21 protein-coding genes are annotated in these 20,651 nt (G+C 43.3%); 10 read left to right on the forward strand and 11 right to left on the reverse strand.

The genetic code is table 11. The annotated features are described in order from the left end of the window. Positions 1-1,944 (reverse strand): PAS domain-containing sensor histidine kinase, encoded by a 1,944-nt coding sequence (locus tag CAG60_RS09805; RefSeq protein WP_161438838.1) that lies wholly within the window; start codon positions 1,942-1,944, stop codon positions 1-3. A gap of 95 nt (positions 1,945-2,039) precedes the next feature. Here CAG60_RS09805 and CAG60_RS09810 point away from each other — a divergent pair, with 95 nt between their 5' ends. Further along, on the forward strand, positions 2,040-2,354 hold the full coding sequence (locus CAG60_RS09810; protein ID WP_154168153.1) for a heavy metal-binding domain-containing protein: 315 nt from the start codon (positions 2,040-2,042) through the stop codon (positions 2,352-2,354). A 97-nt stretch (positions 2,355-2,451) separates the two neighbouring features. On the opposite strand, the gene CAG60_RS09815 is transcribed toward CAG60_RS09810, so the two are convergent. Next, positions 2,452-3,318: a fructosamine kinase family protein gene (locus tag CAG60_RS09815; RefSeq protein WP_154168155.1), complete on the reverse strand. Its 867-nt coding sequence runs from the start codon at positions 3,316-3,318 to the stop codon at positions 2,452-2,454. A 384-nt stretch (positions 3,319-3,702) separates the two neighbouring features. Between CAG60_RS09815 and CAG60_RS09820 the strand changes: the two genes are divergently transcribed. Further along, a complete protein-coding gene (locus CAG60_RS09820) occupies positions 3,703-4,044 on the forward strand; it encodes a DUF3802 family protein (protein ID WP_154168157.1) in 342 nt (113 codons plus the stop codon). Positions 4,045-4,112: 68 nt separating this feature from the next. Here the strand turns inward: CAG60_RS09820 and CAG60_RS09825 are convergent, their stop codons facing one another. After that, a complete protein-coding gene (locus CAG60_RS09825; RefSeq protein WP_161438839.1) occupies positions 4,113-4,595 on the reverse strand; it encodes an NlpC/P60 family protein in 483 nt (160 codons plus the stop codon). A 10-nt stretch (positions 4,596-4,605) separates the two neighbouring features. After that, positions 4,606-5,391 carry a sterol desaturase family protein gene (locus tag CAG60_RS09830; protein WP_161438840.1) on the reverse strand — a complete coding sequence of 262 codons (786 nt, stop codon included), beginning with the start codon at positions 5,389-5,391 and terminating at the stop codon, positions 4,606-4,608. 111 nt (positions 5,392-5,502) lie between these two features. On the opposite strand from CAG60_RS09830, the gene CAG60_RS09835 reads away from it, so the two are divergent. Both CAG60_RS09835 and nagK read left to right on the forward strand, forming a co-directional pair. After that, a complete protein-coding gene (locus CAG60_RS09835) occupies positions 5,503-6,279 on the forward strand; it encodes a tRNA-uridine aminocarboxypropyltransferase (protein WP_161438841.1) in 777 nt (258 codons plus the stop codon). Positions 6,280-6,436: 157 nt separating this feature from the next. Continuing rightward, positions 6,437-7,345: an N-acetylglucosamine kinase gene (gene nagK, locus CAG60_RS09840; RefSeq protein WP_154168165.1), complete on the forward strand. Its 909-nt coding sequence runs from the start codon at positions 6,437-6,439 to the stop codon at positions 7,343-7,345. An 86-nt stretch (positions 7,346-7,431) separates the two neighbouring features. Here nagK and CAG60_RS09845 read toward each other — a convergent pair whose 3' ends face one another. Genes CAG60_RS09845 through CAG60_RS09870 form a run of 6 tightly spaced genes read right to left on the reverse strand, consistent with a single transcriptional unit; the run spans position 7,432 to position 12,332 of the window. Next, a complete protein-coding gene (locus tag CAG60_RS09845) occupies positions 7,432-7,707 on the reverse strand; it encodes a DUF2960 family protein (protein ID WP_154168167.1) in 276 nt (91 codons plus the stop codon). 28 nt (positions 7,708-7,735) lie between these two features. Then, the gene (locus CAG60_RS09850; RefSeq protein WP_161438842.1) at positions 7,736-9,523 is read right to left on the reverse strand and encodes a bifunctional molybdopterin-guanine dinucleotide biosynthesis adaptor protein MobB/molybdopterin molybdotransferase MoeA; all 1,788 of its coding nucleotides are present in this window, start codon (positions 9,521-9,523) and stop codon (positions 7,736-7,738) included. Continuing rightward, the gene (mobA, locus tag CAG60_RS09855; protein WP_158143876.1) at positions 9,520-10,107 is read right to left on the reverse strand and encodes a molybdenum cofactor guanylyltransferase MobA; all 588 of its coding nucleotides are present in this window, start codon (positions 10,105-10,107) and stop codon (positions 9,520-9,522) included. The genes CAG60_RS09850 and mobA overlap by 4 nt, the downstream gene beginning before the upstream one ends. Next, the gene (locus CAG60_RS09860; protein ID WP_154168173.1) at positions 10,085-10,798 is read right to left on the reverse strand and encodes an energy-coupling factor ABC transporter ATP-binding protein; all 714 of its coding nucleotides are present in this window, start codon (positions 10,796-10,798) and stop codon (positions 10,085-10,087) included. Before CAG60_RS09860 ends, mobA begins: the two co-directional genes overlap by 23 nt. A 13-nt stretch (positions 10,799-10,811) precedes the next feature. After that, the gene (locus CAG60_RS09865; protein ID WP_158138458.1) at positions 10,812-11,510 is read right to left on the reverse strand and encodes an ABC transporter permease; all 699 of its coding nucleotides are present in this window, start codon (positions 11,508-11,510) and stop codon (positions 10,812-10,814) included. Positions 11,511-11,516: 6 nt separating this feature from the next. Beyond that, positions 11,517-12,332: a substrate-binding domain-containing protein gene (locus CAG60_RS09870; RefSeq protein WP_161438843.1), complete on the reverse strand. Its 816-nt coding sequence runs from the start codon at positions 12,330-12,332 to the stop codon at positions 11,517-11,519. Between the two features lie 221 nt (positions 12,333-12,553). Here CAG60_RS09870 and CAG60_RS09875 point away from each other — a divergent pair, with 221 nt between their 5' ends. Then, on the forward strand, positions 12,554-13,999 hold the full coding sequence (locus CAG60_RS09875) for a sigma-54-dependent transcriptional regulator (RefSeq protein WP_161438844.1): 1,446 nt from the start codon (positions 12,554-12,556) through the stop codon (positions 13,997-13,999). Beyond that, positions 13,977-16,031: a sensor histidine kinase gene (locus CAG60_RS09880; protein WP_161438845.1), complete on the forward strand. Its 2,055-nt coding sequence runs from the start codon at positions 13,977-13,979 to the stop codon at positions 16,029-16,031. Before CAG60_RS09875 ends, CAG60_RS09880 begins: the two co-directional genes overlap by 23 nt. A 63-nt stretch (positions 16,032-16,094) precedes the next feature. Here the strand turns inward: CAG60_RS09880 and fdhD are convergent, their stop codons facing one another. Continuing rightward, complete coding sequence (gene fdhD, locus CAG60_RS09885) at positions 16,095-16,913, reverse strand: formate dehydrogenase accessory sulfurtransferase FdhD (protein WP_154168179.1); 819 nt, start codon at positions 16,911-16,913, stop codon at positions 16,095-16,097. Between the two features lie 208 nt (positions 16,914-17,121). Between fdhD and CAG60_RS09890 the strand changes: the two genes are divergently transcribed. The 4 genes from CAG60_RS09890 (at position 17,122) to CAG60_RS09905 (ending at position 20,600) form a co-directional block, all read left to right on the forward strand. Beyond that, a complete protein-coding gene (locus CAG60_RS09890) occupies positions 17,122-17,586 on the forward strand; it encodes a DUF3305 domain-containing protein (RefSeq protein ID WP_161438846.1) in 465 nt (154 codons plus the stop codon). Then, entirely contained in the window at positions 17,576-18,100 is a 525-nt protein-coding gene (locus tag CAG60_RS09895; RefSeq protein WP_161438847.1) for a DUF3306 domain-containing protein, read from the forward strand. Before CAG60_RS09890 ends, CAG60_RS09895 begins: the two co-directional genes overlap by 11 nt. A 192-nt stretch (positions 18,101-18,292) precedes the next feature. After that, positions 18,293-19,954 carry a 4Fe-4S dicluster domain-containing protein gene (locus CAG60_RS09900; RefSeq protein ID WP_161438848.1) on the forward strand — a complete coding sequence of 554 codons (1,662 nt, stop codon included), beginning with the start codon at positions 18,293-18,295 and terminating at the stop codon, positions 19,952-19,954. A 10-nt stretch (positions 19,955-19,964) separates the two neighbouring features. After that, on the forward strand, positions 19,965-20,600 hold the full coding sequence (locus CAG60_RS09905; protein WP_161438849.1) for a TorD/DmsD family molecular chaperone: 636 nt from the start codon (positions 19,965-19,967) through the stop codon (positions 20,598-20,600). The last annotated feature ends 51 nt before the right edge of the window (positions 20,601-20,651 follow it).

Here is a 20,651-nt window from a genome sequence, read left to right on the forward strand (position 1 = left end):
CTATTGATTTTTACCATTGTCAATAATTAATGGTAGCTTTTTAGGTATGCGAATAATAAATTTAACACCATGATTAATCTCAGATTCAAATTTAAGATCACCGTTTAACTTTTGCTTGACCAAGTTGAAGACTAAATTTAACCCTAGGCCTGAACCACCATAACCTCTTTTACTGGTATAGAAAGGTTCAAATATCTTGTGATGTAAATGGGGAGCTACGCCACAACCATTGTCTTGATATTCAATTAATACACTATCCTCGATTTCTGATAACTGAATCGAGATTTTTGCATTAGGTTGCTGCTCGAAAGCATGATTGACACTATTGAGTACTAAATTAGTGACAATTTGCGTAATCACACCCGGTAAACTGTTCATTTTTATTGGACCGCTAGGGCTGATAATTTCCGGTTCAACTGGGATTTTCTTAGTCTCGGAATGCAAACTGGCCATTAAAGCATCTAAGGTTTGCACAAGTTCAAACTCACAGCGACTTTCAGATACTTGATCTACCGCAGTTTGTTTGAAATCTCGGATCAATTTTGCCGCTCGATTTAAATTGTTTTCGAGCATTTTACCGCTTGAGGTCATTCTTTGCATTAATTCTGAAAATTCAGTGCTGGTCAACGTTTGATTAGAAAACGCTTGATTGAGTGCTATCGCTGTTTCGTTGATGATGGATGCAGCTGTCACAGAGATACCAAGAGGGGTATTCACTTCATGGGCAACACCGGCAACCAAGCCTCCTAATGCTGATAATTTTTCAGCTTCAATCAGTTGTTTTTGTGTAGCTTTCAATTGCGCCATACTCAGTTCGAGATCGTGAGTTCTAATGGCGACTTGTTGTTCAAGACTTTCATTTAACTCATGCAATTGAAGTTGAGTGTTTTTGAGTGAGGAAATATTTAATGCAGTACCACGAAAACCAATGAAAATCTCATCTTTATAACGTGCGATGGCTTGTAACATCAGATATTGCTTTCCAGAAGCTTGTTCTATAGTGACTTCACAGTGATTAAAATTTCGTTGTTGTTCGAGAGCAATCAATAAGTCATTAGTTTTAGAAAAACAGTCAATGTCATTAAAAGTAGGTTTTTTTTCGAGATCGATTCTTAAGGTATTTATCATGCTTTCTGAGCAATAAATTAATTCTCCTTGTTGATTAGTCTCCCATAGCCAATCTGATGAGACTTGTGTGAAATCAGCCAGTCGTTCTTTTTCTTGTTGGATATTTTGATAGAGCTTAGTGATATTAGCCGTAATACGATTCGCTTCGTAACCAAGAAGATCAAGTTCATCATTTTTTTCCATCACCCATTTATGATTATTTAACTGTAAAGGTAAATCGGGGTGCCTTGGATTGTAGCGGCGTAAATACTCAACGATTTGAAATATTCTCTGGTTAATGCTTGAATGGAAAACTATTAATAATATCCCACACACAAAAAGAGTTTTAAATGCGTTAATCGCTAAAGTCGTTAAAAATTGTTGAAAGAGGGCGGTATAAATTTCTTCTGCATTAGACTCAACATAAATCGTACCAATGGTTTCAAAGCTCTGATCGGGTAGATTGAAATAAACCAATGGATAAGTATCGGTGATTGGATAGTTTTCCACTTTTTCTCCGGCGCTCAATACCGTTTGGACCGACTGTATTTCTAAGTATTGAATTTTTGGGAGATTAACCAATAGGTCGAGATGCTGTTGTAATAGCGCTAAATCGTAAGACCATAGTGAGCTAACGAGAAGCTCGGAATGTACATTTTCTACTTCATAATGTTTTTGGTTGATGTCATTGATCTCTTGTCTATAGTCCCAGTAGATTTGTAGCAATGTTGTCGTGAGGGTTAAAATACCACTCAAGATCACCATAATGATAATGATACGTCTGCCTATCCGACTTGAAAAAGGATTGCTTACGGCATCAGTGTATTGTTGTGTCATTACATACCTTCCAAATAGTCAGCGACTTTATAAAGTATAGCTGGTAAATTTAATTAATCTGTGTGAAAGCAAATAGATAAATAGTGAGGTATTTGATGATTTACACCACAACAGAAACCATTCCTGGTCGAGAGATTGTTGACATTCTTGGTGTTGTAATGGGCAATGTCGTTCAGTCTAAGCATGTAGGGCGAGATATTATGGCCAATTTAAAGGGCATTATTGGTGGTGAGTTGCATGGCTATACTGAGCTGCTTACCGAAGCGCGCGGTGTAGCGATTGAGCGGTTATTGATAGAAGCAAAACAACTCAAAGCGGATGCTGTGGTTGGGGTTCGTTTTACCACCAGTGCGATTACGAATGGCTCTTCGGAGGTATTGGCTTTTGGTACGGCGGTCAAACTAAAGTGATCATTTGAGGTTTAAAAGCAACACGGTATGTTTTAGAGCATGCCGTGTTGGGATGATTGGGTTCGTTAGATAGGGAGGCTTTATTCCTACCTTGAATTTAAAAAGCGAGGATTCTCTGTATCGCATCATCGGCTTGATTTAAATAGTGCCCACCAAATTGATTACAATGATTAAGACGATGGTAAAGATTATAAATCTCTTTACGTTGTTGGTACTTATTGTCTAGAGGAAGTAGGCTTTGGTAGCCTTGATAAAATTCATCTTGGAATCCAGTCATTAACTCTGTCATTGCAATATCACATTCACGATCCCCCCAATAACAAGCCGGATCATAACAAATTGGGCCGGTAACGGAATGGGCAACGTTACTAAACCAAAGAGCACCATGTAAAAGAGAAGGTTTAGGCGTGTGAGAGGTCAGTTGTTGTTTAATCACATCGACAAATTCATCAATGTTAACTAAAAATATCCCTTTTTCTTTGAGTAATTGTAGTTGCCAGCCGATACGCTGCTCTGCAAAGAACAGATGCCATTTTTTATTCCAAGGGTTGGGCTGAAGGACTTCACCGAGATAATTATCTTCATCAAAGCCGTACTCTTTTTGTTCTCCCCACTGATGAAGTTTCGCCATTTGTTGACCGAATCGATATTGGTTATTGAGGTCATCTAATGGTTTGGTTGGCAAATAATCTAAGATAATAAAGGAGTGATTTTTGGTCACTCCGACGACAATCGGTTGTGGAACCAAGACGGATTGACTCTCCGCGAGCAGACGCAGGCTATTTGCCTCCGCTTCATAAAGAGGCAAATTGTCACGATGATTAACTTTGACAAAATAGCGTTCGTTGCCATTAGAAATCATGTAACAATCATGAATATCACCAGCATTTAATTTGCTTCTTTCAACAAGATCAAATTGGAACGTTAGGGTTGCTGAGAGCTGTTGCGTGATGGCTTGCCACATAATGCTATTCCCATGCCGATGAAGTTCCCGATAGTCTAGATGAAATAAACCAACATTTCAGACTTCAAATGCACATAATTTCATTTAGTTAGCGTTTGGATGAAGTAAAAAGGAATAAATGTGATTACAGTCAAGTTTCCTAATCATAACCCGCAGCACATTTAACTGTACACCAGCTTTAAGATACAATAATGTCGTATCTCAAAGCTTGCCACGCTGTTGTGGTTGGGCAATCATCAACACCAAAACTCGCCTGCAGTTTCAGATGAGGCAAGAAATAACGCAAAGATTCTCGGTCATTAGACTGTGAAAAAGCGTGTTCATGACTTAATATTACTCAAGGCAACGTTGATTCTGGCAATAAGCGGTAAACGGAGAAGAAAAGTGGTTGTAGAAACCGATGGTTATTTAGCTCTGATCGAACATTTGGCGATGAACATGGATATCTTTACCCGTGATGGTGACATTGGGCAAGAGAGCGTCGAAGATGTCATTACCGATATGATTGCCAGTAACATTATGGCGATTTTCGAGCAAAATCCAGAGCTACACTCAAGTGTTCGTTTCCGCTTGTTAAAAGAAGCGGATTTGGTGGTTGATGATTTAGGCGAAGTCCTGACCAGTGTTTGGTATAAACCTGCGACCAACGAACAAATTTTATTTCTCGATGAGTATGTCGCTTTAGTTAAAAACTTGTTTGATACTGCGGTGAGTAAGTACGATTAACCTCATGGTTTTAAAACGACTTGCATTGAGTATATAAACTAGACCTGAGATCAACTTGCCACTGATAATTAAAGTGGCTTTTCTATTCTTCTTATTTGCCAAAACCTTGCTGCCCAGTAAGGGTTATCTAATCTCGATATGGTTACGCCTTGCGAGGTAGAGGCATGGACAAAGCTTTTATTTCCTAAATACACCCCGACATGGCGAGTGGACGGGGAGGTTTTGAAAAAAACCAAATCACCGTATTGTGCATCTCGGTAGGCGACAGCTTTACCTTGCTGGCTCTGTAACCATGTGGTGCGCGGTAAATGGTGTTGCCAGACATCGCGAAAGGCAACTTGTACGAAAGCTGAGCAATCAATGCCATTTCTGCCGTTTCCCCCTAATCGATAAGGGACACCTCGCCACTGTTGATACACGTTAAATAATGAAGTGTCAGGCCATTGCTCGGCATGTTGCCAATCCGATGTGCTTTGGTTTATTTGCTCTTGTTGTGATGCACATCCGCTGATAAGCAACAGGGCCATCAGTCCAACTATTTTGAATCTCATAGAACTTCTCTTAATCACGACGAAAAGGCTGACTGAGCATTTTATCCAGCCATTGTTCTCTACGTTGCTGAAAAAGGGGTAAGCCAATCGTCATTTTATCGTACCCATGTTCAGGCTGAGCGCGATAAGTCCCAAATAACCGATCCCAAATTGATAAACAAAAGCCAAAATTAGCATGAGTCTCTTTAGGAATAATCGAGTGATGGACGCGATGCATATCTGGTGTTACTAGCCACTTTCGTAACCAATCGTCAACCTTTAACGCCAGCTTAGCATTACTGTGATTAAACATAGCACTTGCGTTAAGGATTATTTCAAACAATAAGACCGCGCTAGGTGGAATCCCGAGTAATAACACCGCACCAATTTTTATCCACATCGATAACAATATTTCAATGGGATGGAAGCGTGCGCCTGTCGTCACATCAATATCTTGATCTGCGTGATGCATGCGATGTAAGCGCCAGAGATAAGGTACGCGATGAAATAAGACATGCTGACCATAAATGATCGCATCTAATAGGAGTAATGACAGCAGAATAACCAACCATGAAGGCAGCCCCAAGTAGTTGAAAACACCTATCTGATGTTCTTGTGCCCACTGGGCTGCAGAAAACGCGACGATAGGCATTAACAGCATAATCAACAAGCCGTTGAGTCCAACTAAGCCAAGGTTATTGACCCAGCGTAGCCATTTATTTTGCGTGAGCATTTTCCGAGGATAGAGTACTTCCCAAATCGCACAGCTGATCAGTACGACACCGAAAATAATCAAACGAACCGTTTCTGGTTGCATGCTTAAGAGGCTCCTTAAGTGATAAACTGGGTGTTCTTATCGTAAAAGACTAGCGGCTCATGGTCGTGAGCGGTAAAATCGCCGCCCCTATTTTATCATTGTGTGCGAGTTATGAGAGTCCACGCTTTTCACCGTTTGTATCAGGAACGCCTGCAGCAATCAACCAAACCTTTCCTTGCCCGTGGTTCAAAAATTTCTCGTTGCTCGTTTTGTCAGGTCGCGAAAAAGCATTGTTTGTGTGATTTTCAACCGAATATAGAGACTCAAGTCGCGGTGATACTTTTAGTCTCTGACAATGAAGTATTTAAACCGAGTAATACTGGGCGTTTGATTGCTGATACGGTGAAAGAAACTTATGTGTATCAATGGCATCGAACTCAGCCAGATCCTCATTTACTATCATTATTATCCGATCCGAAATTTTTTCCTATTGTCGTTTTTCCAGCCCAAACCGAGCAAGATAAACAACGTCAACTGACTACCGTGGCCGAGAATAGAGGAACACGTAAACCTTTATTGATCTTTATTGATGGTAGTTGGCGAGAAGCCAAGCGGATTTTTCGTAAATCTCCCTATTTAGCCACCTTGCCTTTGTTATCGATTGAGCCTGAAAAAGTCTCTAGTTACTTAATGCGTAAAGCCAGTAAGGATCAATATCTTGCCACAGCCGAAGTCGCGAGTTTAGTGCTCTCCCTTTGTGAGGATCAGCAAGCTGCAGAAACATTACAACTGTGGTTTGAAGCATTTAAAGAGAGTTATCTGCTCGGCAAATCTCAAAACCTGATTCACTTCAAAGGCGAAAGGCCTGCTCTGCAGCAGTGGCAAGATTATTCAAGTTCAGTATTGATGAGACTGAATACTGATCATAATAAAGTGAACTGCCTCTAACGTTGTACAATGTGTGTTGGTTTCCTGTGCAAACGAGCAACAGAAAACGATAAACTCGGGGATGAGTCACGGATAAAACCATCGCTATGATGGATAATATCGGCGTTTTTATTTTTGATATTTTAACCCAAGGTTGGGTGTTGAAGGAGAGATAAGCATGTATTACGGCTTTGATGTCGGTGGCACAAAAATTGAGTTTGGTGCTTTTGATGAGAATTTACAACGCGTAGCGACAGAACGTGTCGCAACTCCGACAGAAGACTACGCTTTATTGGTCGATACGCTGGTTGGATTAGTGGCGAAATACGATGCTCAATTTGCGGTTGAAGGTAAAATTGGTCTTGGCTTACCGGGGTCCGAGGAAGCCGATACAGGGAATGTATTGACGGTTAATATTCCCGCGGCAAAAAACAAACCTTTACGAGCAGATTTAGAAGCAAGAATTGGGCGTACGGTCAAAATTGAAAACGATGCCAACTGTTTTGCTCTTTCTGAAGCTTGGGACGAAGAGTTGAAAAATGAACCATCAGTGATGGGATTAATTCTCGGTACGGGGTTTGGTGGCGGTTTAGTTTATGACGGTAAGATATTCTCTGGTCGCAACCATGTAGCAGGTGAAGTAGGCCACATGCGCCTACCGATCGATGCTTGGTTTCATCTAGGAGACAATGCACCACTACTTGGCTGTGGATGTGGTAAAAAAGGCTGTTTAGACAGTTATCTCTCTGGTCGTGGTTTTGAGTTACTTTATCAACACTATTATGGTGAACAGAAAAAAGCGATCGATATTATCCATGCCAATGAAGCCGGTGAAGCCAAAGCAGTTGAGCATGTTGAACGTTTTATGGAACTGCTAGCTATCTGCTTCGCTAATCTTTTCACGGCCAATGATCCGCATGTTGTCGCTTTGGGTGGCGGCCTTTCAAACTTTGAGTTGATTTATCAAGAAATGCCTAAACGTGTACCTAAATACCTTCTACCCATCGCAAAATGTCCAAAAATCATTAAAGCGAAACATGGTGATTCCGGTGGTGTTAGAGGCGCTGCTTTTCTCAACATTAAGTAATTGCTGATTGTTAATCATCCAAATAAAGTGAGCTTGGCATTCGACAAGCCCACTTTATTTATAGAGTCGTTGTTTTTACAAGAGCGCTAATTGGTTTTCTTTGGCTTTTTACCAACGCCATGATTCTCTTTCGCTTGTAACGTGATGATCCCAAAACCGAGCTTCTTAAAATAATTATCACGGTAATTACGTACCGCTTTAGTATCCGATATCGCCTCTAGCTGCAGTTCCATTTTTAAATAGTCTGAGATATCAATCCCTTCGGCTTCCGCAACCGCTTCATGAATATTACGGTGCTTTTGATAAGAAAAGGTTAAGGTTTTTTGCTGCTCTTTATAGGTATAAATGATCGTACGAACCATGTTTTGCTCTTGAACGAAGTGTCATGGGCTAAATTCTGCCTTGAAGTGGGATGATTGTCACGCTTTCACCGATATTAACCTTGTCTATCGCGGGTTCAATTTCAATTAAACAGTTGGCCTCACTCATCGAGCGAAGAATTCCAGAGCCTTGTTGCCCCGTTGTTCGTACGGTTAACTGTCCATTGTCATCAATATGGTAAATGCCTCGGCTAAACTCACTGCGTCCTTGCCGCGAACGTAGCATCTCGCTGGCGATGGCTTTGATTTTTAATGGTTGCCAGTCCGTTTCACCCTGCATTTTACGCAGTGCAGGTTCGACAAATTGCATGAATGAAACCATGACCGCGACAGGATTTCCGGGTAAGCCAAAGAAAGGGCGTGTCGAGATATGACCAAAAGCAAACGGACGACCTGGACGCATATTAATCCGCCAAAAATCGATGTGTCCTAATGTATTTAATGCTGACTTAATAAAGTCCGCGTCACCAACAGAAACGCCGCCAGACGTGATAACAACATCAGCTTGATTGGCGGCTTGCTCAAGAGCGTGTGTTATGAGTACTTGATCATCGTCGAGAATACCAAGATCAATAACATGGCAACCAAGATGAGTCAGTAAGCCAAGCAACGTAAACCGATTGGCATCAAAGATAGTGTCTGGTGTGGCTTGAGTGCCGGGGGCTTGTACTTCATCTCCGGTGGAGAAGACTGCGACGGTGAGGCGGCGAAACACCGAGACTTCGGTCATACCCAGTGAGGCTAATAAGCCCATTTCGGACGATTGAACACGCTGTCCTGATGAAAAAACGCGACTGCCTAAAGCGATATCTTCCCCTGCTTGACGCACATGTTGCCCAGCTTGAATCGAGGCGTGAGGAAATGAGATAGAGGATGATTCAACGACCGCTTGTTCACGCATCACCACAGTATCGGCATCATCGGGCATTGCCGCTCCAGTCATGATTTTTACACATTCACCTAACGCCAAAGGGGAGGTATAACGATAGCCCGCCATCACTTCTGCGACCTGTGTATAGTGTTTGCGCTGTAAATCATCACTGCGGATAGCATACCCATCCATCGCGGAATTACGATAAGCAGGGACGTTCACCGGTGAGAAAACTGGCTCAGCAAGGACTCTTCCATAAGACTTACTGACCGCAATGGTTTCAACGTCACTTAAAGATGAGACGGCAGCAAGAATTTTTTCGAGCCCTTGTTCTACCGAGAGAGAGGCGGGCGATAAGGTATCGCAATTTACTACCGAAGGTTTTGTAAGCTTTGGTTGACTGTCTGGTTGATAATGGGCGACATAGCGCAAAATAAACTGACTTATCGCTTCAATATCATTGATGTTCATTTGCGGTAACAACGTATCGACGGTTTCATCGGCGGCAATGGCAATAATATTGTGATCATTTGGATAGAGCCAAGGTTTAGCCAGTGCTGCTCGATGGAGTTCAATTTTGGAAAAAGCAACGTTTTTGCATCCCTCAACCAGAATCAAGTCGAGTTGTTGTGAGTCAAAACGCTGCAAAAGGTCATCAAATGTTGCCTCAGTATCGACCGTTTCGGTCATCAATGCGTAACGTTTTCGCGAAGCAACGAGCATTTGTGATGCACCAGCCTTACGCAGGCGATAGCTATCTTTACCGGGCACATCGACATCAAAATCGTGATGAGCGTGTTTTAAGACTCCGATACGCAGTCCTTGGTGAGTAAGGTGGGGGAGCAGGGTTTCCAGTAATGTTGTTTTTCCCGTTCCCGAGTAAGCAGCGAATCCCAGTATCGGCAGAGAAGGACGTGACGTTGTCATGTATTTAACGCTCCAAATTGAGTCAGTTCTTGTGGCGTATTTAAATTAAAAAAGCAGGCAGGCGAGTCACTAAAGTCAACCTGTTGGGTATGGCATTCATCGTAGAGTAAAATGATTTTGCGATCGCCGCGGGCTAAAAAGGCATCGAGTTTAGGCAATACTCGTCGATGAAATAGAGTAAAGACAGGTTGTTGATGCTGGCCATCAAAGGCGACTAAAATCTCACTTTGTTGATTGACGGCAGCGCAGAACCTCTCGACCAGATCATCGTTAATCAATGGGCTGTCGCAAGGCACAAAGCCTACCCACTCGGTTGGAGAATGAGTTAATCCAGCATGAATCCCGCCCAGTGGGCCAGGAAAGTCTTTAACGATATCACTGATCACCGGTGCATACTGTTGATACTGCGTTTGATTTCTATTGGCATTGATAAAAATTTGCGTGGTCTGTGGGCGTAGTCTTGCAATTACATGGCCAATCAATGGTTGCCCATTAAGGGTAATTAATCCTTTATCTTCCCCTCCCATACGGCGAGCCTGACCGCCGGCTAAAATGACCCAGCTAGTGTGAGATGGAGGTAACATAACAATTCTCTTTGGTAATCGGTGAAATAACGTGTAGCCGTGGTGATTCAAACAGCTGATGTTCTTTTATCCACCATTGTTTATGACACAATTCGGTTAATGGATTATTTTGATGGCTGGTGATCACCAAGCTGCAGCCACGATTCAGTAAATCGTTGGCCATTATAACCAATCTGGCGATAGATTCTTCATCCAGTGAGGCGCTAGGCTCATCCATTAATAAAATCGCAGGATTTAAAATCCATGCTCTGGCCATTGCCACACGTTGCTTCTCTCCGCCAGAAAGTACAGACACGTGTTCGTTCGCTAAGCTTTCTAGCCCGACCATGCGTAAGGCCGTGATCACTTGGCAACGTTTTTCTTGGCTTGATAAAGCACAAAAACGAAGCCCATAAGCAATATTACGATAGACGGTATCATCAAATAAATAAGGCGTTTGATGAAGATAAATGATGTGTTGATCAGCACGGCGACCTAATAGGCGTTGCCACCAAGAACGATGATGAGAGACCGAACCGGTGGTTGGTTTCAGTAAACCTGCGAGGATCTTTAATAGCGTGGTTTTGCCAACGCCATTATCACCTTTAAGATAAACCGCTTCATGAGGACCTAATGTTAAAGCTGGAATATGAAATAAGCCTCGTTCTTTAAAACGCATGGATAACTGATGAGCAGTGAGTAATATCGGCATGTGACCTCTTTTATTATGCGCGTAGATAGCCTTTACCTCGCATGCTAGAGAGCAAAAAATTCAGAAGGAGCGCTAAACTGAGTAATACCATTCCGAGTGCCACTCCTTGTGCAAACGCGCCTTTTTGACTTTCCATCGCAATCGCGGTCGGAATATTACGCGTTAACCCCATAATATTCCCGCCGACCATCATCGAGCAGCCTACTTCGGTGACAATACGCGAAAAACTAGCGATCACGGCGGCACAAAGTGGAAAGCGAGTTTCCCACATCATGGTCAGAGCTATCCGTGGTAGTGATGCTCCTAGGGTCATCGCGGTTTCGACTGAACGCCGATCACTCGATTGTAACGCGCCGTGCATCATGGACACTAAAATCGGCAGGCAGATCAGCATTTGTCCTAAAATCATCGCTTTTTGGGTAAACAGTAGTTGCCAATCACCTAGAGGTCCTGCTCGAGACAGTAACATATACAGCAGTAAACCAATCACCACGGTGGGGACGGCTTGTAAGGTATTAATCAGCGAAAGCAGTAACCATTTGCCCGGAAAGTGACTGTAGGCTAAGACAAAAGCCAGTAATAATGCAGGCAGCAAAACTAACCCAACGGCCGCTAAAGAAACACTAAAAGAGACCGCGACAATGTGCCAAAGATCAGCATCAAAACTTAGCAAGAGTGATAATGCATCGAGTGTCGTTTGCCAAAGACTCATTGCGGCTTACTCATTGGCATTGGCGACAAATAGCGCTTGGCCATGGACACGAAATTGATTGATTAGTTGCTGACCTTTAGGATTGACTAACCAATCACTGAGTATTTTGGCACCTTGATAATGGGTGTTTGGATAGCGTTCTGGGTTCACTAAAATCACTTGATACGGATTAAACAGCAAGGGATCGACTTGATATAGGATCACAAGGTCAAGTCTATTTTGATAAGCTAGCCACGTTCCTCGATCGGTTAGGGTATAAGCTTGCATTTCCGATGCCATGGTCAGGGTGGGTCCCATACCTTGACCCACTGAGCGATAGTGAGAAAAAATCGGCGTTATTTGATTTTCTTGCCAAATCACCAGTTCTTTTTTATGAGTCCCTGATTCATCTCCGCGAGAAATAAACAAATGGTTATGCTCGGCAATTGCGCTAAAAGCCTGTTGGATATTGTCTTGTTCGCTAGCTTTTGCAGGGTCATTTTTAGGACCGACTAAAACAAAATCGTTATACATAAATTTACGCGGCAAAATACCATAACCCTTCTCGATAAATTGCGCTTCAGCTTTTGGATCATGAGTCATCACGAGATCCACATCTCCATTTTCACCCAGTTTTAATGCTTTTCCCGTGCCTGTTGCTAAAACATCGACTGTATAGCCTGAGTCTTTTTTAAATTCATCCAGTAAATAGTCCAAGAGACCGGAGTGATAAGTACTGGTAGTGGTGGCTAAACGAATGCGTAGTGAAGGATCGGCGAAAGTGAAGTGGCTATTGCTTAACAATAACAAGCAAGTAAGCAAGCGCAGTAAAGTCTGGTTCATATTTCTATCAATGTTTGGTGGCTGTGATGGTAGATAAGCAAAGTCGGTGCCAATATTGAGTATTGAAATTGTGCATTAAACATCAATAATTTCAGATATTTGCTATTCCTTTGACTAAGACCCCGTGACAATCTGTGTAAGCTAAGACAAAATGTCTCAACTTATCCTGATAAACGATAAGGTTTTTTGTCTCTCCATTTACAACGCACTAAAGGGAAATTATGGCTTATTTAAGCGATCACAAATCTGTGCAACACTATCACGCTTTTTCGGTCTTGGTGGTGGATGATGAAACGGGCATGCAGTCTATTTTACAAAAAGCATTACGTAAGTGGTTTTCGAAAGTAGATTGTGCTGGATGCATTGATGAAGCAGAAGTACTACGCGCAACGACCCATTATGATTTGATTATTTTGGACATTAATTTACCCGGCCGCTCGGGGATTGAATGGGAAGCGATCTTCGCTGAACAAGATCAGCGACCCGATGTGATCTTCATGACGGGTTACGCCGACTTAGAGACAGCCATCAGTGCATTGCAGTTAGGCGCTGCGGATTTTATTCTCAAACCGTTTAACCTTGAACAGATGCTCAAAGCCGTTGAACGCTGCATGGATAAGCGGTTACATCAACGCATGCAATATGCGTTACAACGTGACGTTCAACGTCATTGTGTTAGCCAAATTTTGGGGCAATCGCTACAGACCGAGCAACTCAAACAATTGATTATGCAATTTGCTCCTTCTCGTGCCTCTGTGTTGATTGAAGGTGAATCTGGTACCGGCAAAGAGTTGGTGGCGCGCGGTATTCATGAAGCCAGTGAAAGGCAGGGGCCATTTGTGCCTGTTAATTGTGGCGCCATTGCTCCAGAGCTTTTAGAGAGTGAGTTGTTTGGACATACACAGGGCGCTTTTACTGGCGCTAAGAAAAATCGTGAAGGCCTTTTTCGGGTTGCTCATGGTGGAACTCTGTTTTTAGATGAAATCGGTGAGATGCCACTGAGTATGCAATCATCTTTACTGCGAGTGTTAGAGCAGCGAGCGATCCGTCCGGTTGGCTCAGAAAAAGAGCTGCCAGTTGATGTGCGAGTTGTGGCAGCGACGAATAGAAATCTGTTTCAGGAGGTAGAAGAAGGCCGCTTTCGAGCCGATCTCTATTATCGATTAAATGTACTCAAAATTGAGGTCTTGCCGCTACGAGCGCGCAAAGCCGATTTGCATGAGCTGGTGCCTTTTTTTACTCAAACCTTGTGTGCAGAGCTGTCGCTGCCGACGCCTAAATGGGCTCATGAAGATATTAATGCACTGTTTGATTACGACTGGCCGGGGAATATTCGCGAATTAAAAAACCTCATTGAACGATGTTTGTTAATTGGTCAGCCGTTAGCGCATTACTGGCAGCCATTACCACGTGATGGTCAAAACAGTGACAATAAAGTGACGATGTCACCAAAGCCATCGGCGAGGGTTGAACCAAATCGAATCGAGTCTTATGGGTATCCTGCACATTGGAGTTTAAGACAAGTAGAGAAAGCCCATATAGAACAAATCGTTGCCTTTCATCAAGGTAATAAATCGGCGGCGGCTCGGGATTTAGGCGTTGCTCGCAAAACATTAGAGCGAAAATTCAAAGAGTGGGAAAGTGATGAGCAAATCAAGGTGCGTTAAGCCCTCATGGTGGCGAACGTGGCATCATCGTTTCCGAAGTATGGTCCGCTACCGACTGTTGATTCTGACTTCCGTACCGATTGCCGTCACATTAATGGCCTTGATCGGCATCAGTTTTTATTGGTCTTTGCATTATACATGGCAAAGTGCCTTGGTCGATGTGTCAGAACGGTTGGGGGTTGCTCAAAACAGCGTGACGCTATTGCAACAAAAACAGGCCAGTTATGTTCATGCCTTCGCCGATTCCTATGATTTTCAACATGGGCTTCGAGAGGGGTATTACTACCAGCCAGAGTTTATGGATTGGGTTCAACAACAAAAAAAACGTTACGAATTAGACTTCCTCCATTTTCAATTGGTTAACACGCTAGAACAGCAGTTTCGTTATTTGGATCTGACGCGAAAAGAGTCTTTTTTTGATGTGCTGAGTGCGGCTGAATTACAGCAATTGGATCCCGATTTGGCGATTCGCGCACAGACCCCGATGTTAAATGATCGATCGGTAGAATCGCGTGGATTAGTCAGTCGAACCGTCGTTCCGATCTTGATTGATCACAAGGTGATCGGTTTTTTAGAAGGTGGATTGCTACTGAATAATAGCACGTTACTCGTTGACCAAATTCGAGACTTAATCTATCCCGTACAAGCCAATCGATTAAGTCCAGCAGGCACGTTAACGTTATTTTTAGATGATTTACGGGCCAGCACCAATGTACCGCTTCATAGTGGTATTCAAGCTGGACGAGCGATTGGTACGCGAGTCTCTCAACCGGTAGCGGATAAGGTATTAAGACAAGGTGAACAATGGGTAGATAAGGCGTATGTCTATGATGCGTGGTATGTCAGTGCTTATCAGCCACTTCGCGATCAATATGATCAAGTCATTGGTATGCTTTATACTGGCTATCTACTGTGGCCATTGGTTAAAACCTACCTAACGAATATTATTGAAATGGGTAGCATGACCTTGATTTTACTTATCGTTTCCGGGCTCTTTGTCTATCGAGGTTCTCGTGATCTGTTTCGTCCAATTGAACGCATTCACCATGTTGTCAAACGGGTACAAGTCGATAAAAATCAACGCATTGGCTCATTAGGGTTGGATGAAAAACATGAGCTCGCTCAGTTGGCCAAGCAATTTGATCATATGCTGGATTTACTGCAACAACACAACCAACAAATTCAGCATGCCGCCGATCAGTTAGAAGCAAAGGTTCAATCGCGCACCGCCAGTTTGCATGAAAAGACGCAGCAATTAGAACACCATATTCAATTACTGAATCAAACTCGTAATAAATTGATTGCCCATGAAAAACTGGCCGCGCTTGGTGAGCTGACCGCGGGTATCGCCCATGAAATTAATAATCCTACCGCCGTGATTCTTGGCAATACTGAGCTTATCCGCTTTGAACTTGCTGACCAAGCCGCACGGGTGGCTGAGGAAATTGAGGCGATTTTGCTGCAAGTCGATCGGATCCGTAATATTACTCGCAGTTTGTTGCAGTACAGTCGTCATGGTGGTGTGCAAGATAAAATTACCTGGCAGCGTGTTAATCCGATTATTGAAGAGAGCATTACGCTGGTCAAAGCGGGCAGTAAGAAGCATGAAGTTGAGTTTATTACGCAGTTGCAAGCGCGCTGCTCTGTTGAAGTGAATCATCATCATTTGTTGCAAATTTTAGTCAATTTACAGATCAATGCCATTCACGCTATGCAAGGCAAAGGTCAACTGATCATTCGTAGTGAAGATTGGCAACAAGACGGAAAAGTACTCGGCGCGCTCATTCATGTTCAAGACCATGGTTGTGGAATTAAGCCTGAGCAATTAAGCAAAATATTTGCCCCTTTTTATACGACCAAGAGGCAAGGAACTGGGTTAGGTTTATCGGTATCACAGAGTTTACTCAGTCAAGTTGGCGGTGAAATTCGAGTTCACTCTGTTGAGGGGCAAGGTAGCACTTTTAGTATTTATTTGTTGGCGAAGGCGGAGAGCCCGCTATTGATCACGACGACGCGTTCATCTTCTGAATAATCTTTTTCTCTGAATGAGTGATGGCACTCATTCAGAGAGGAACATCAATCTCTTCGCGTAAGATTAGCTTTTGACATCAAAATCAATTTTTTCTGCGCCACTGTAGATTTCAAAACGCAGACCCTTTGCTCTCGCAATGGTGGTAATACCAAACTGATTGGCCAAATCTAAGCCCATTTGAGTGACCCCAGAGCGAGAAAGTAGGACGGGAATACCCATTTGCGCAACCTTAATCACCATTTCAGAGGTTAACCGTCCCGTCGTATAAAACAGTTTGTCATCACCTGAATCTCCTTGCAGCCAGAGTTCGCCAGCTAATGTATCGACAGCGTTATGCCGACCCACATCTTCGACAAAAGAGTGCACATGGTTATTTTGGCAAATCGCACAACCGTGAACAGCACCGGCTTTTTTATAGGTTTGATTATGATGAGTCAGCGCCTCTAACGTTGCGTAGATCTGTGACTGTTTCAAGCGTGTCTGTGGGACTTGATAGCCTTCTAATTGTTGCATCACATTGCCATACATCGTGCCCTGACCACATCCAGAGGTAACAGTTTTTTTCTTAAGCGCCGGTTGAACGCGGTCAGTATTCTCTTTAGTCACCACGGCGGCTGAATGCGTTTGCCAATCAATGATCACTGATTGAAGTTGTTCTCGCTCAGCAATAAAACCTTGGTTTTTCAAATAACCGAGCACTAACGCTTCAGGGCGAGAGCCTAGAGTCATTAGCGTCACCACTTCTTGCCAATTTAACAGTACGGTTAAGGGGCGTTCACAGGCGATGGATTTGGTTAATGGCTCACCATACTGATCATACACCGTTACTTCTATGGTTTGTTTTGGGTTTTCAGTAGCTTGAATAAGAGAGAATGCTGACACAAATTGTTCCTATACCGATGCTAAAAGTGCGTTAATCGCCAATCGTGATCGATGCCTACGAGTTAGGCAGAGATATAAAGAGAGCAGCAAATATCATTCCATATTCTCTTTTTCGTTGTATGTTATGTCGATTAATCGGATGGCGTAATAATTGCTTAAATGAGCAGATGTTGTTGATGGTATTGACTCAAGCAAGGATTTACTCTTCATGGCTTTCCCCATTTCACATTTAGTACCGTTGATCAAAAACGAATTTCAATGGTCCATTGGTTGTCTACTTCATTTACGCTCGTTTAATGTTGGACGTTGGGTAACGAGCCAATGGCAATTAAGCGGTTTTGAATTAATGCCTCAGGCTGACTTCAAAGCACGAGCTATATTGGAGCTCTTTCGCGATGAGCGAAGTGATTATCGATTTAACCTCAGTTCGCGAGAGCCTAAGTTATTCGTGATCGTGGAAAATAGTACCGATGATGATCACCCCAAACTGGTGTACATTACCGCCTCGCAAGGTGTGGCGGCTCGTTATATGGATAGCGACTACGTGGTGCTTTCTGAACCCATGCCTTTAGCGGTACAAGCGTGGATTGAAGCTTTCATTGGTCGAGAAGGTGAATTGCTCGACTACCGTTCTAAAAAGCGTAAAGGTGCCGGGAGGTCATGTGGCAACTGATTCTTTCTTTAATCGATGGTCAAAGCGTAAATTACATCAAGCAACGATATCAGAAGACGTATCTATTGATAAGTTGGGTAGTGACGATAAAACATTACCGAGTGCTCTACAACCTGAGAGTCTTTCTGAACCGCCTACGACCTTAACTCGCGATCAGACAACGTGTCCGACAGGCTTAGTGGCAGATGAGAGCATTGCTACCGAGAATGCGCTTTCCACACTATTGGTTTCGGCCTCTGCTGAGTTGAAAAAAAAGGCGTTACGGCAGCTTTTTTTCAATGGTGAGTTCAATCAAGTTGATGGTCTAGATGATTATGATGGTGATTATCATGCGTTAAAACCCTTGGCGAGTGAACTAGCACAAAGTGTCCGTGAATGGCTTATTGATGTCGACCCATCGAATGTAGACCTGATACCTGATCACCAAGATAACCATAACCACTTCGCTCATCAGTCAGTTATGCCACGTGATCCGATGGATGAAGGCGAACCAACATTGTTGGATAAAAAGTAGGGACATTTTGTCTCACTACTCAGTTTCATAATGAGACAAAATGTCTTACTGAATAACTTGTGATGAAGGGGGTATTTAAATTACTAACAAATCAATGAGATAGGTGACATTTCAAGTTGGAACGTTATTTGCTAAATCCATGTAATAAATAAGGGTAGGACAATGAGCCTGCTTTTAGCATGGAATTGAGCAATGTTAAACGACTATCTACAACAAGCCAGTAGCACTTCTGGTCAAGCGCGTTGGTTTGCCCTGCAACATACTGTTGAACTGCAGAATTTGATCCCACCAACGGTTAGCTATCAAAGTGGTGGGCATACGTTGTTGATCGGTCCCACCAGTTTGATTGAACGAGCGACCCAACAACTGCCTTCGATGAGCTCTTTGACGCTCTTATCGATTGACGGCCATCAGGGGCATTCAAGGACACTTTACTTTGCCGATTCGGTACAAATCAGTGGTTATCTTGGGGCATTCGATATTCAGGTGCTCAATCATGGTCAAACAATCAATTTAGCCCAAGCGGCAATCGGACAAGCATGTTTTGATATTGTGTTGGATCTCTCACTCAACGGGATTATGAGTGAAGAGGTGCCTGTTCCTGGATACTTTCCAGTAGGGAGAGGCGAAAATAAACTCGTTGAAGCGTTAGAAACCATTCCTACATTAATCGGGACTTTTGATAAACCGAAATATTTTCGTCTCAATACCGATTTGTGTGCGCACAGTTCACGAGGTGTGAAAGGTTGTGAGCGGTGTGTTGATGCTTGTCCGGCGGGGGCGCTTTCTAGTGAAGGGTCTGCACAAACAGGCCACCGAATCGAAATCAACCCTTATCTTTGCCAAGGTATTGGAACGTGCGCGACCGCTTGCCCAACGGAAGCGATCCACTACGCTTTACCTAACCCTACCGATACACAAAAGTTTGTTGAGCGACTACTTAATCATTATTTCCAGGCCCAAGGCGAAACACCGATCATTCTTTTTTGCAGTGATCGCCACGAAACTCATCATCTTATGGCGCTTAAAGCCTTACCCGATAATGTCATTCCAGTGATGTTAGAAGAGCTTCCTTCTGTCGGTATGGATACTTGGTTTGCCGCGCTGGTTAATGGCGCGACTCAGGTACTGTTTGCAGCTAGCCAGCATATGCCTGCGACCGTATTGCGTATTCTTCATCAAGAAGTGTCGTTAGCACAAACGTTACTAACCTCGTTAGGCTTAGACAAGCAGCGGATTGATATTTTGTATTTGGAATCGCTAGGCGAAGGGCTTCCAGTTCTGTGTGAAGACGATTTGACACTTCGATTGGGTGAGCTCTCTGGTAATAAACGCCAACGCTTGTATCAGGCATTAGATGCACTTGCCACTCAATATCAACCAAATTTGATGATTCAAGCGCTGAATAGCTCGGCTCCTTTTGGCTCAATTGAGTGCGCCAGTCAAGATTGTACCTTGTGCATGAGCTGTGTCGCGGTCTGTCCTACACGAGCTTTGCATCATAGCGGTGATATCCCAGCTTTACATTTTATTGAACAAGACTGTGTGCAGTGCGGTTTATGTGTCACTGCATGCCCTGAAAAAGCCTTGACGGCGCTACCAAGAATTAATTGGGACCATGATGAGCGACAAGCGGCGCAGGTGTTACACCAAGAAGAGCCCGCCCGCTGTTTACGTTGCCAAAAAGCATTTGCGCCTCAATCAATGATCACCATGCTGCAAAATAAGTTACGTGGTCACTCTCATTTTTCAGATCCCATTTCTCTCAATCGAATCGCCATGTGCGAAGACTGTCGAGTGATTGATATTTTTGAAGCGATGGCTGAAAACCCAGAGCAGCAACTTCACTATTAAGGCGATGTTTATGCAAGTTACCGACACTATACGTACCGAGATTTATCTGATGTTGGCCTCCCTGTTTCGCGCTCCTCCTCGTCAGTCACAATTGCAGTTTTTAGCTGACTTAGAGATTGAAGATAACTCAAGCGTGATGAGTCAGTGTTGGTTAGCCTTAAGGCATGCTGCACAACATACTGATATTCATAGCCTTGAAGAGGAATATCAATGGCTATTTATTGGTATCGGAAGAGGTGAAGTGGTGCCCTTTGCTTCATGGCACCTGACGGGATCATTGATGGAAAAACCTCTAGCGGATCTTCGCCAGCATATGGCGCAGCTTGGTTTGCAGCGTTCAGACTCGGTGAAAGAGCCAGAGGATCATATTGCCGCCTTATGTGAAAGTATGGCGTGGTTGATCAGTGATATGCCTGAGCAGCAAGGTGAATTTTTTCATCGTCATATCAGCTCTTGGTTTAATCACTTAGCGCAACAAATTGAGCAAGCCGAACATGCGAATTTTTATCGAGCGGTGTCTCAAGTATTTAAGGCTTTTTTAAGCTTAGAGAGTATTCAGATGACACCAGCTAGCATTGCTAGTCAATGTAATACCCATGTTATGCATGTAAAAAATACCATTGAGCAGAATGTCAGCGAATTATAACCAGCGTCCTACAACGGCAGTGGAATCATCACTGCGGTTATATGGAAAAAG

This window comes from Vibrio sp. V33_P6A3T137, from assembly GCF_009904835.1.
Classification (GTDB): Bacteria; Pseudomonadota; Gammaproteobacteria; order Enterobacterales; family Vibrionaceae; genus Vibrio; species Vibrio metschnikovii.

What these genes read in the sequence shown, in the direction of transcription:
- CAG60_RS09805 (WP_161438838.1), bottom strand. Translation starts at nt 1,944, where the DNA reads ATGACACAACAATACACTGATGCCGTAAGCAATCCTTTTTCAAGTCGG.
- CAG60_RS09810 (WP_154168153.1), top strand. Translation starts at nt 2,040, where the DNA reads ATGATTTACACCACAACAGAAACCATTCCTGGTCGAGAGATTGTTGAC.
- CAG60_RS09815 (WP_154168155.1), bottom strand. Translation starts at nt 3,318, where the DNA reads ATGTGGCAAGCCATCACGCAACAGCTCTCAGCAACCCTAACGTTCCAA.
- CAG60_RS09825 (WP_161438839.1), bottom strand. Translation starts at nt 4,595, where the DNA reads ATGAGATTCAAAATAGTTGGACTGATGGCCCTGTTGCTTATCAGCGGA.
- CAG60_RS09830 (WP_161438840.1), bottom strand. Translation starts at nt 5,391, where the DNA reads ATGCAACCAGAAACGGTTCGTTTGATTATTTTCGGTGTCGTACTGATC.
- CAG60_RS09835 (WP_161438841.1), top strand. Translation starts at nt 5,503, where the DNA reads ATGAGAGTCCACGCTTTTCACCGTTTGTATCAGGAACGCCTGCAGCAA.
- nagK (WP_154168165.1), top strand. Translation starts at nt 6,437, where the DNA reads ATGTATTACGGCTTTGATGTCGGTGGCACAAAAATTGAGTTTGGTGCT.
- CAG60_RS09845 (WP_154168167.1), bottom strand. Translation starts at nt 7,707, where the DNA reads ATGGTTCGTACGATCATTTATACCTATAAAGAGCAGCAAAAAACCTTA.
- CAG60_RS09850 (WP_161438842.1), bottom strand. Translation starts at nt 9,523, where the DNA reads ATGACAACGTCACGTCCTTCTCTGCCGATACTGGGATTCGCTGCTTAC.
- mobA (WP_158143876.1), bottom strand. Translation starts at nt 10,107, where the DNA reads ATGTTACCTCCATCTCACACTAGCTGGGTCATTTTAGCCGGCGGTCAG.
- CAG60_RS09860 (WP_154168173.1), bottom strand. Translation starts at nt 10,798, where the DNA reads ATGCCGATATTACTCACTGCTCATCAGTTATCCATGCGTTTTAAAGAA.
- CAG60_RS09865 (WP_158138458.1), bottom strand. Translation starts at nt 11,510, where the DNA reads ATGAGTCTTTGGCAAACGACACTCGATGCATTATCACTCTTGCTAAGT.
- CAG60_RS09870 (WP_161438843.1), bottom strand. Translation starts at nt 12,332, where the DNA reads ATGAACCAGACTTTACTGCGCTTGCTTACTTGCTTGTTATTGTTAAGC.
- CAG60_RS09875 (WP_161438844.1), top strand. Translation starts at nt 12,554, where the DNA reads ATGGCTTATTTAAGCGATCACAAATCTGTGCAACACTATCACGCTTTT.
- CAG60_RS09880 (WP_161438845.1), top strand. Translation starts at nt 13,977, where the DNA reads ATGAGCAAATCAAGGTGCGTTAAGCCCTCATGGTGGCGAACGTGGCAT.
- CAG60_RS09890 (WP_161438846.1), top strand. Translation starts at nt 17,122, where the DNA reads ATGGCTTTCCCCATTTCACATTTAGTACCGTTGATCAAAAACGAATTT.
- CAG60_RS09900 (WP_161438848.1), top strand. Translation starts at nt 18,293, where the DNA reads ATGTTAAACGACTATCTACAACAAGCCAGTAGCACTTCTGGTCAAGCG.
- CAG60_RS09905 (WP_161438849.1), top strand. Translation starts at nt 19,965, where the DNA reads ATGCAAGTTACCGACACTATACGTACCGAGATTTATCTGATGTTGGCC.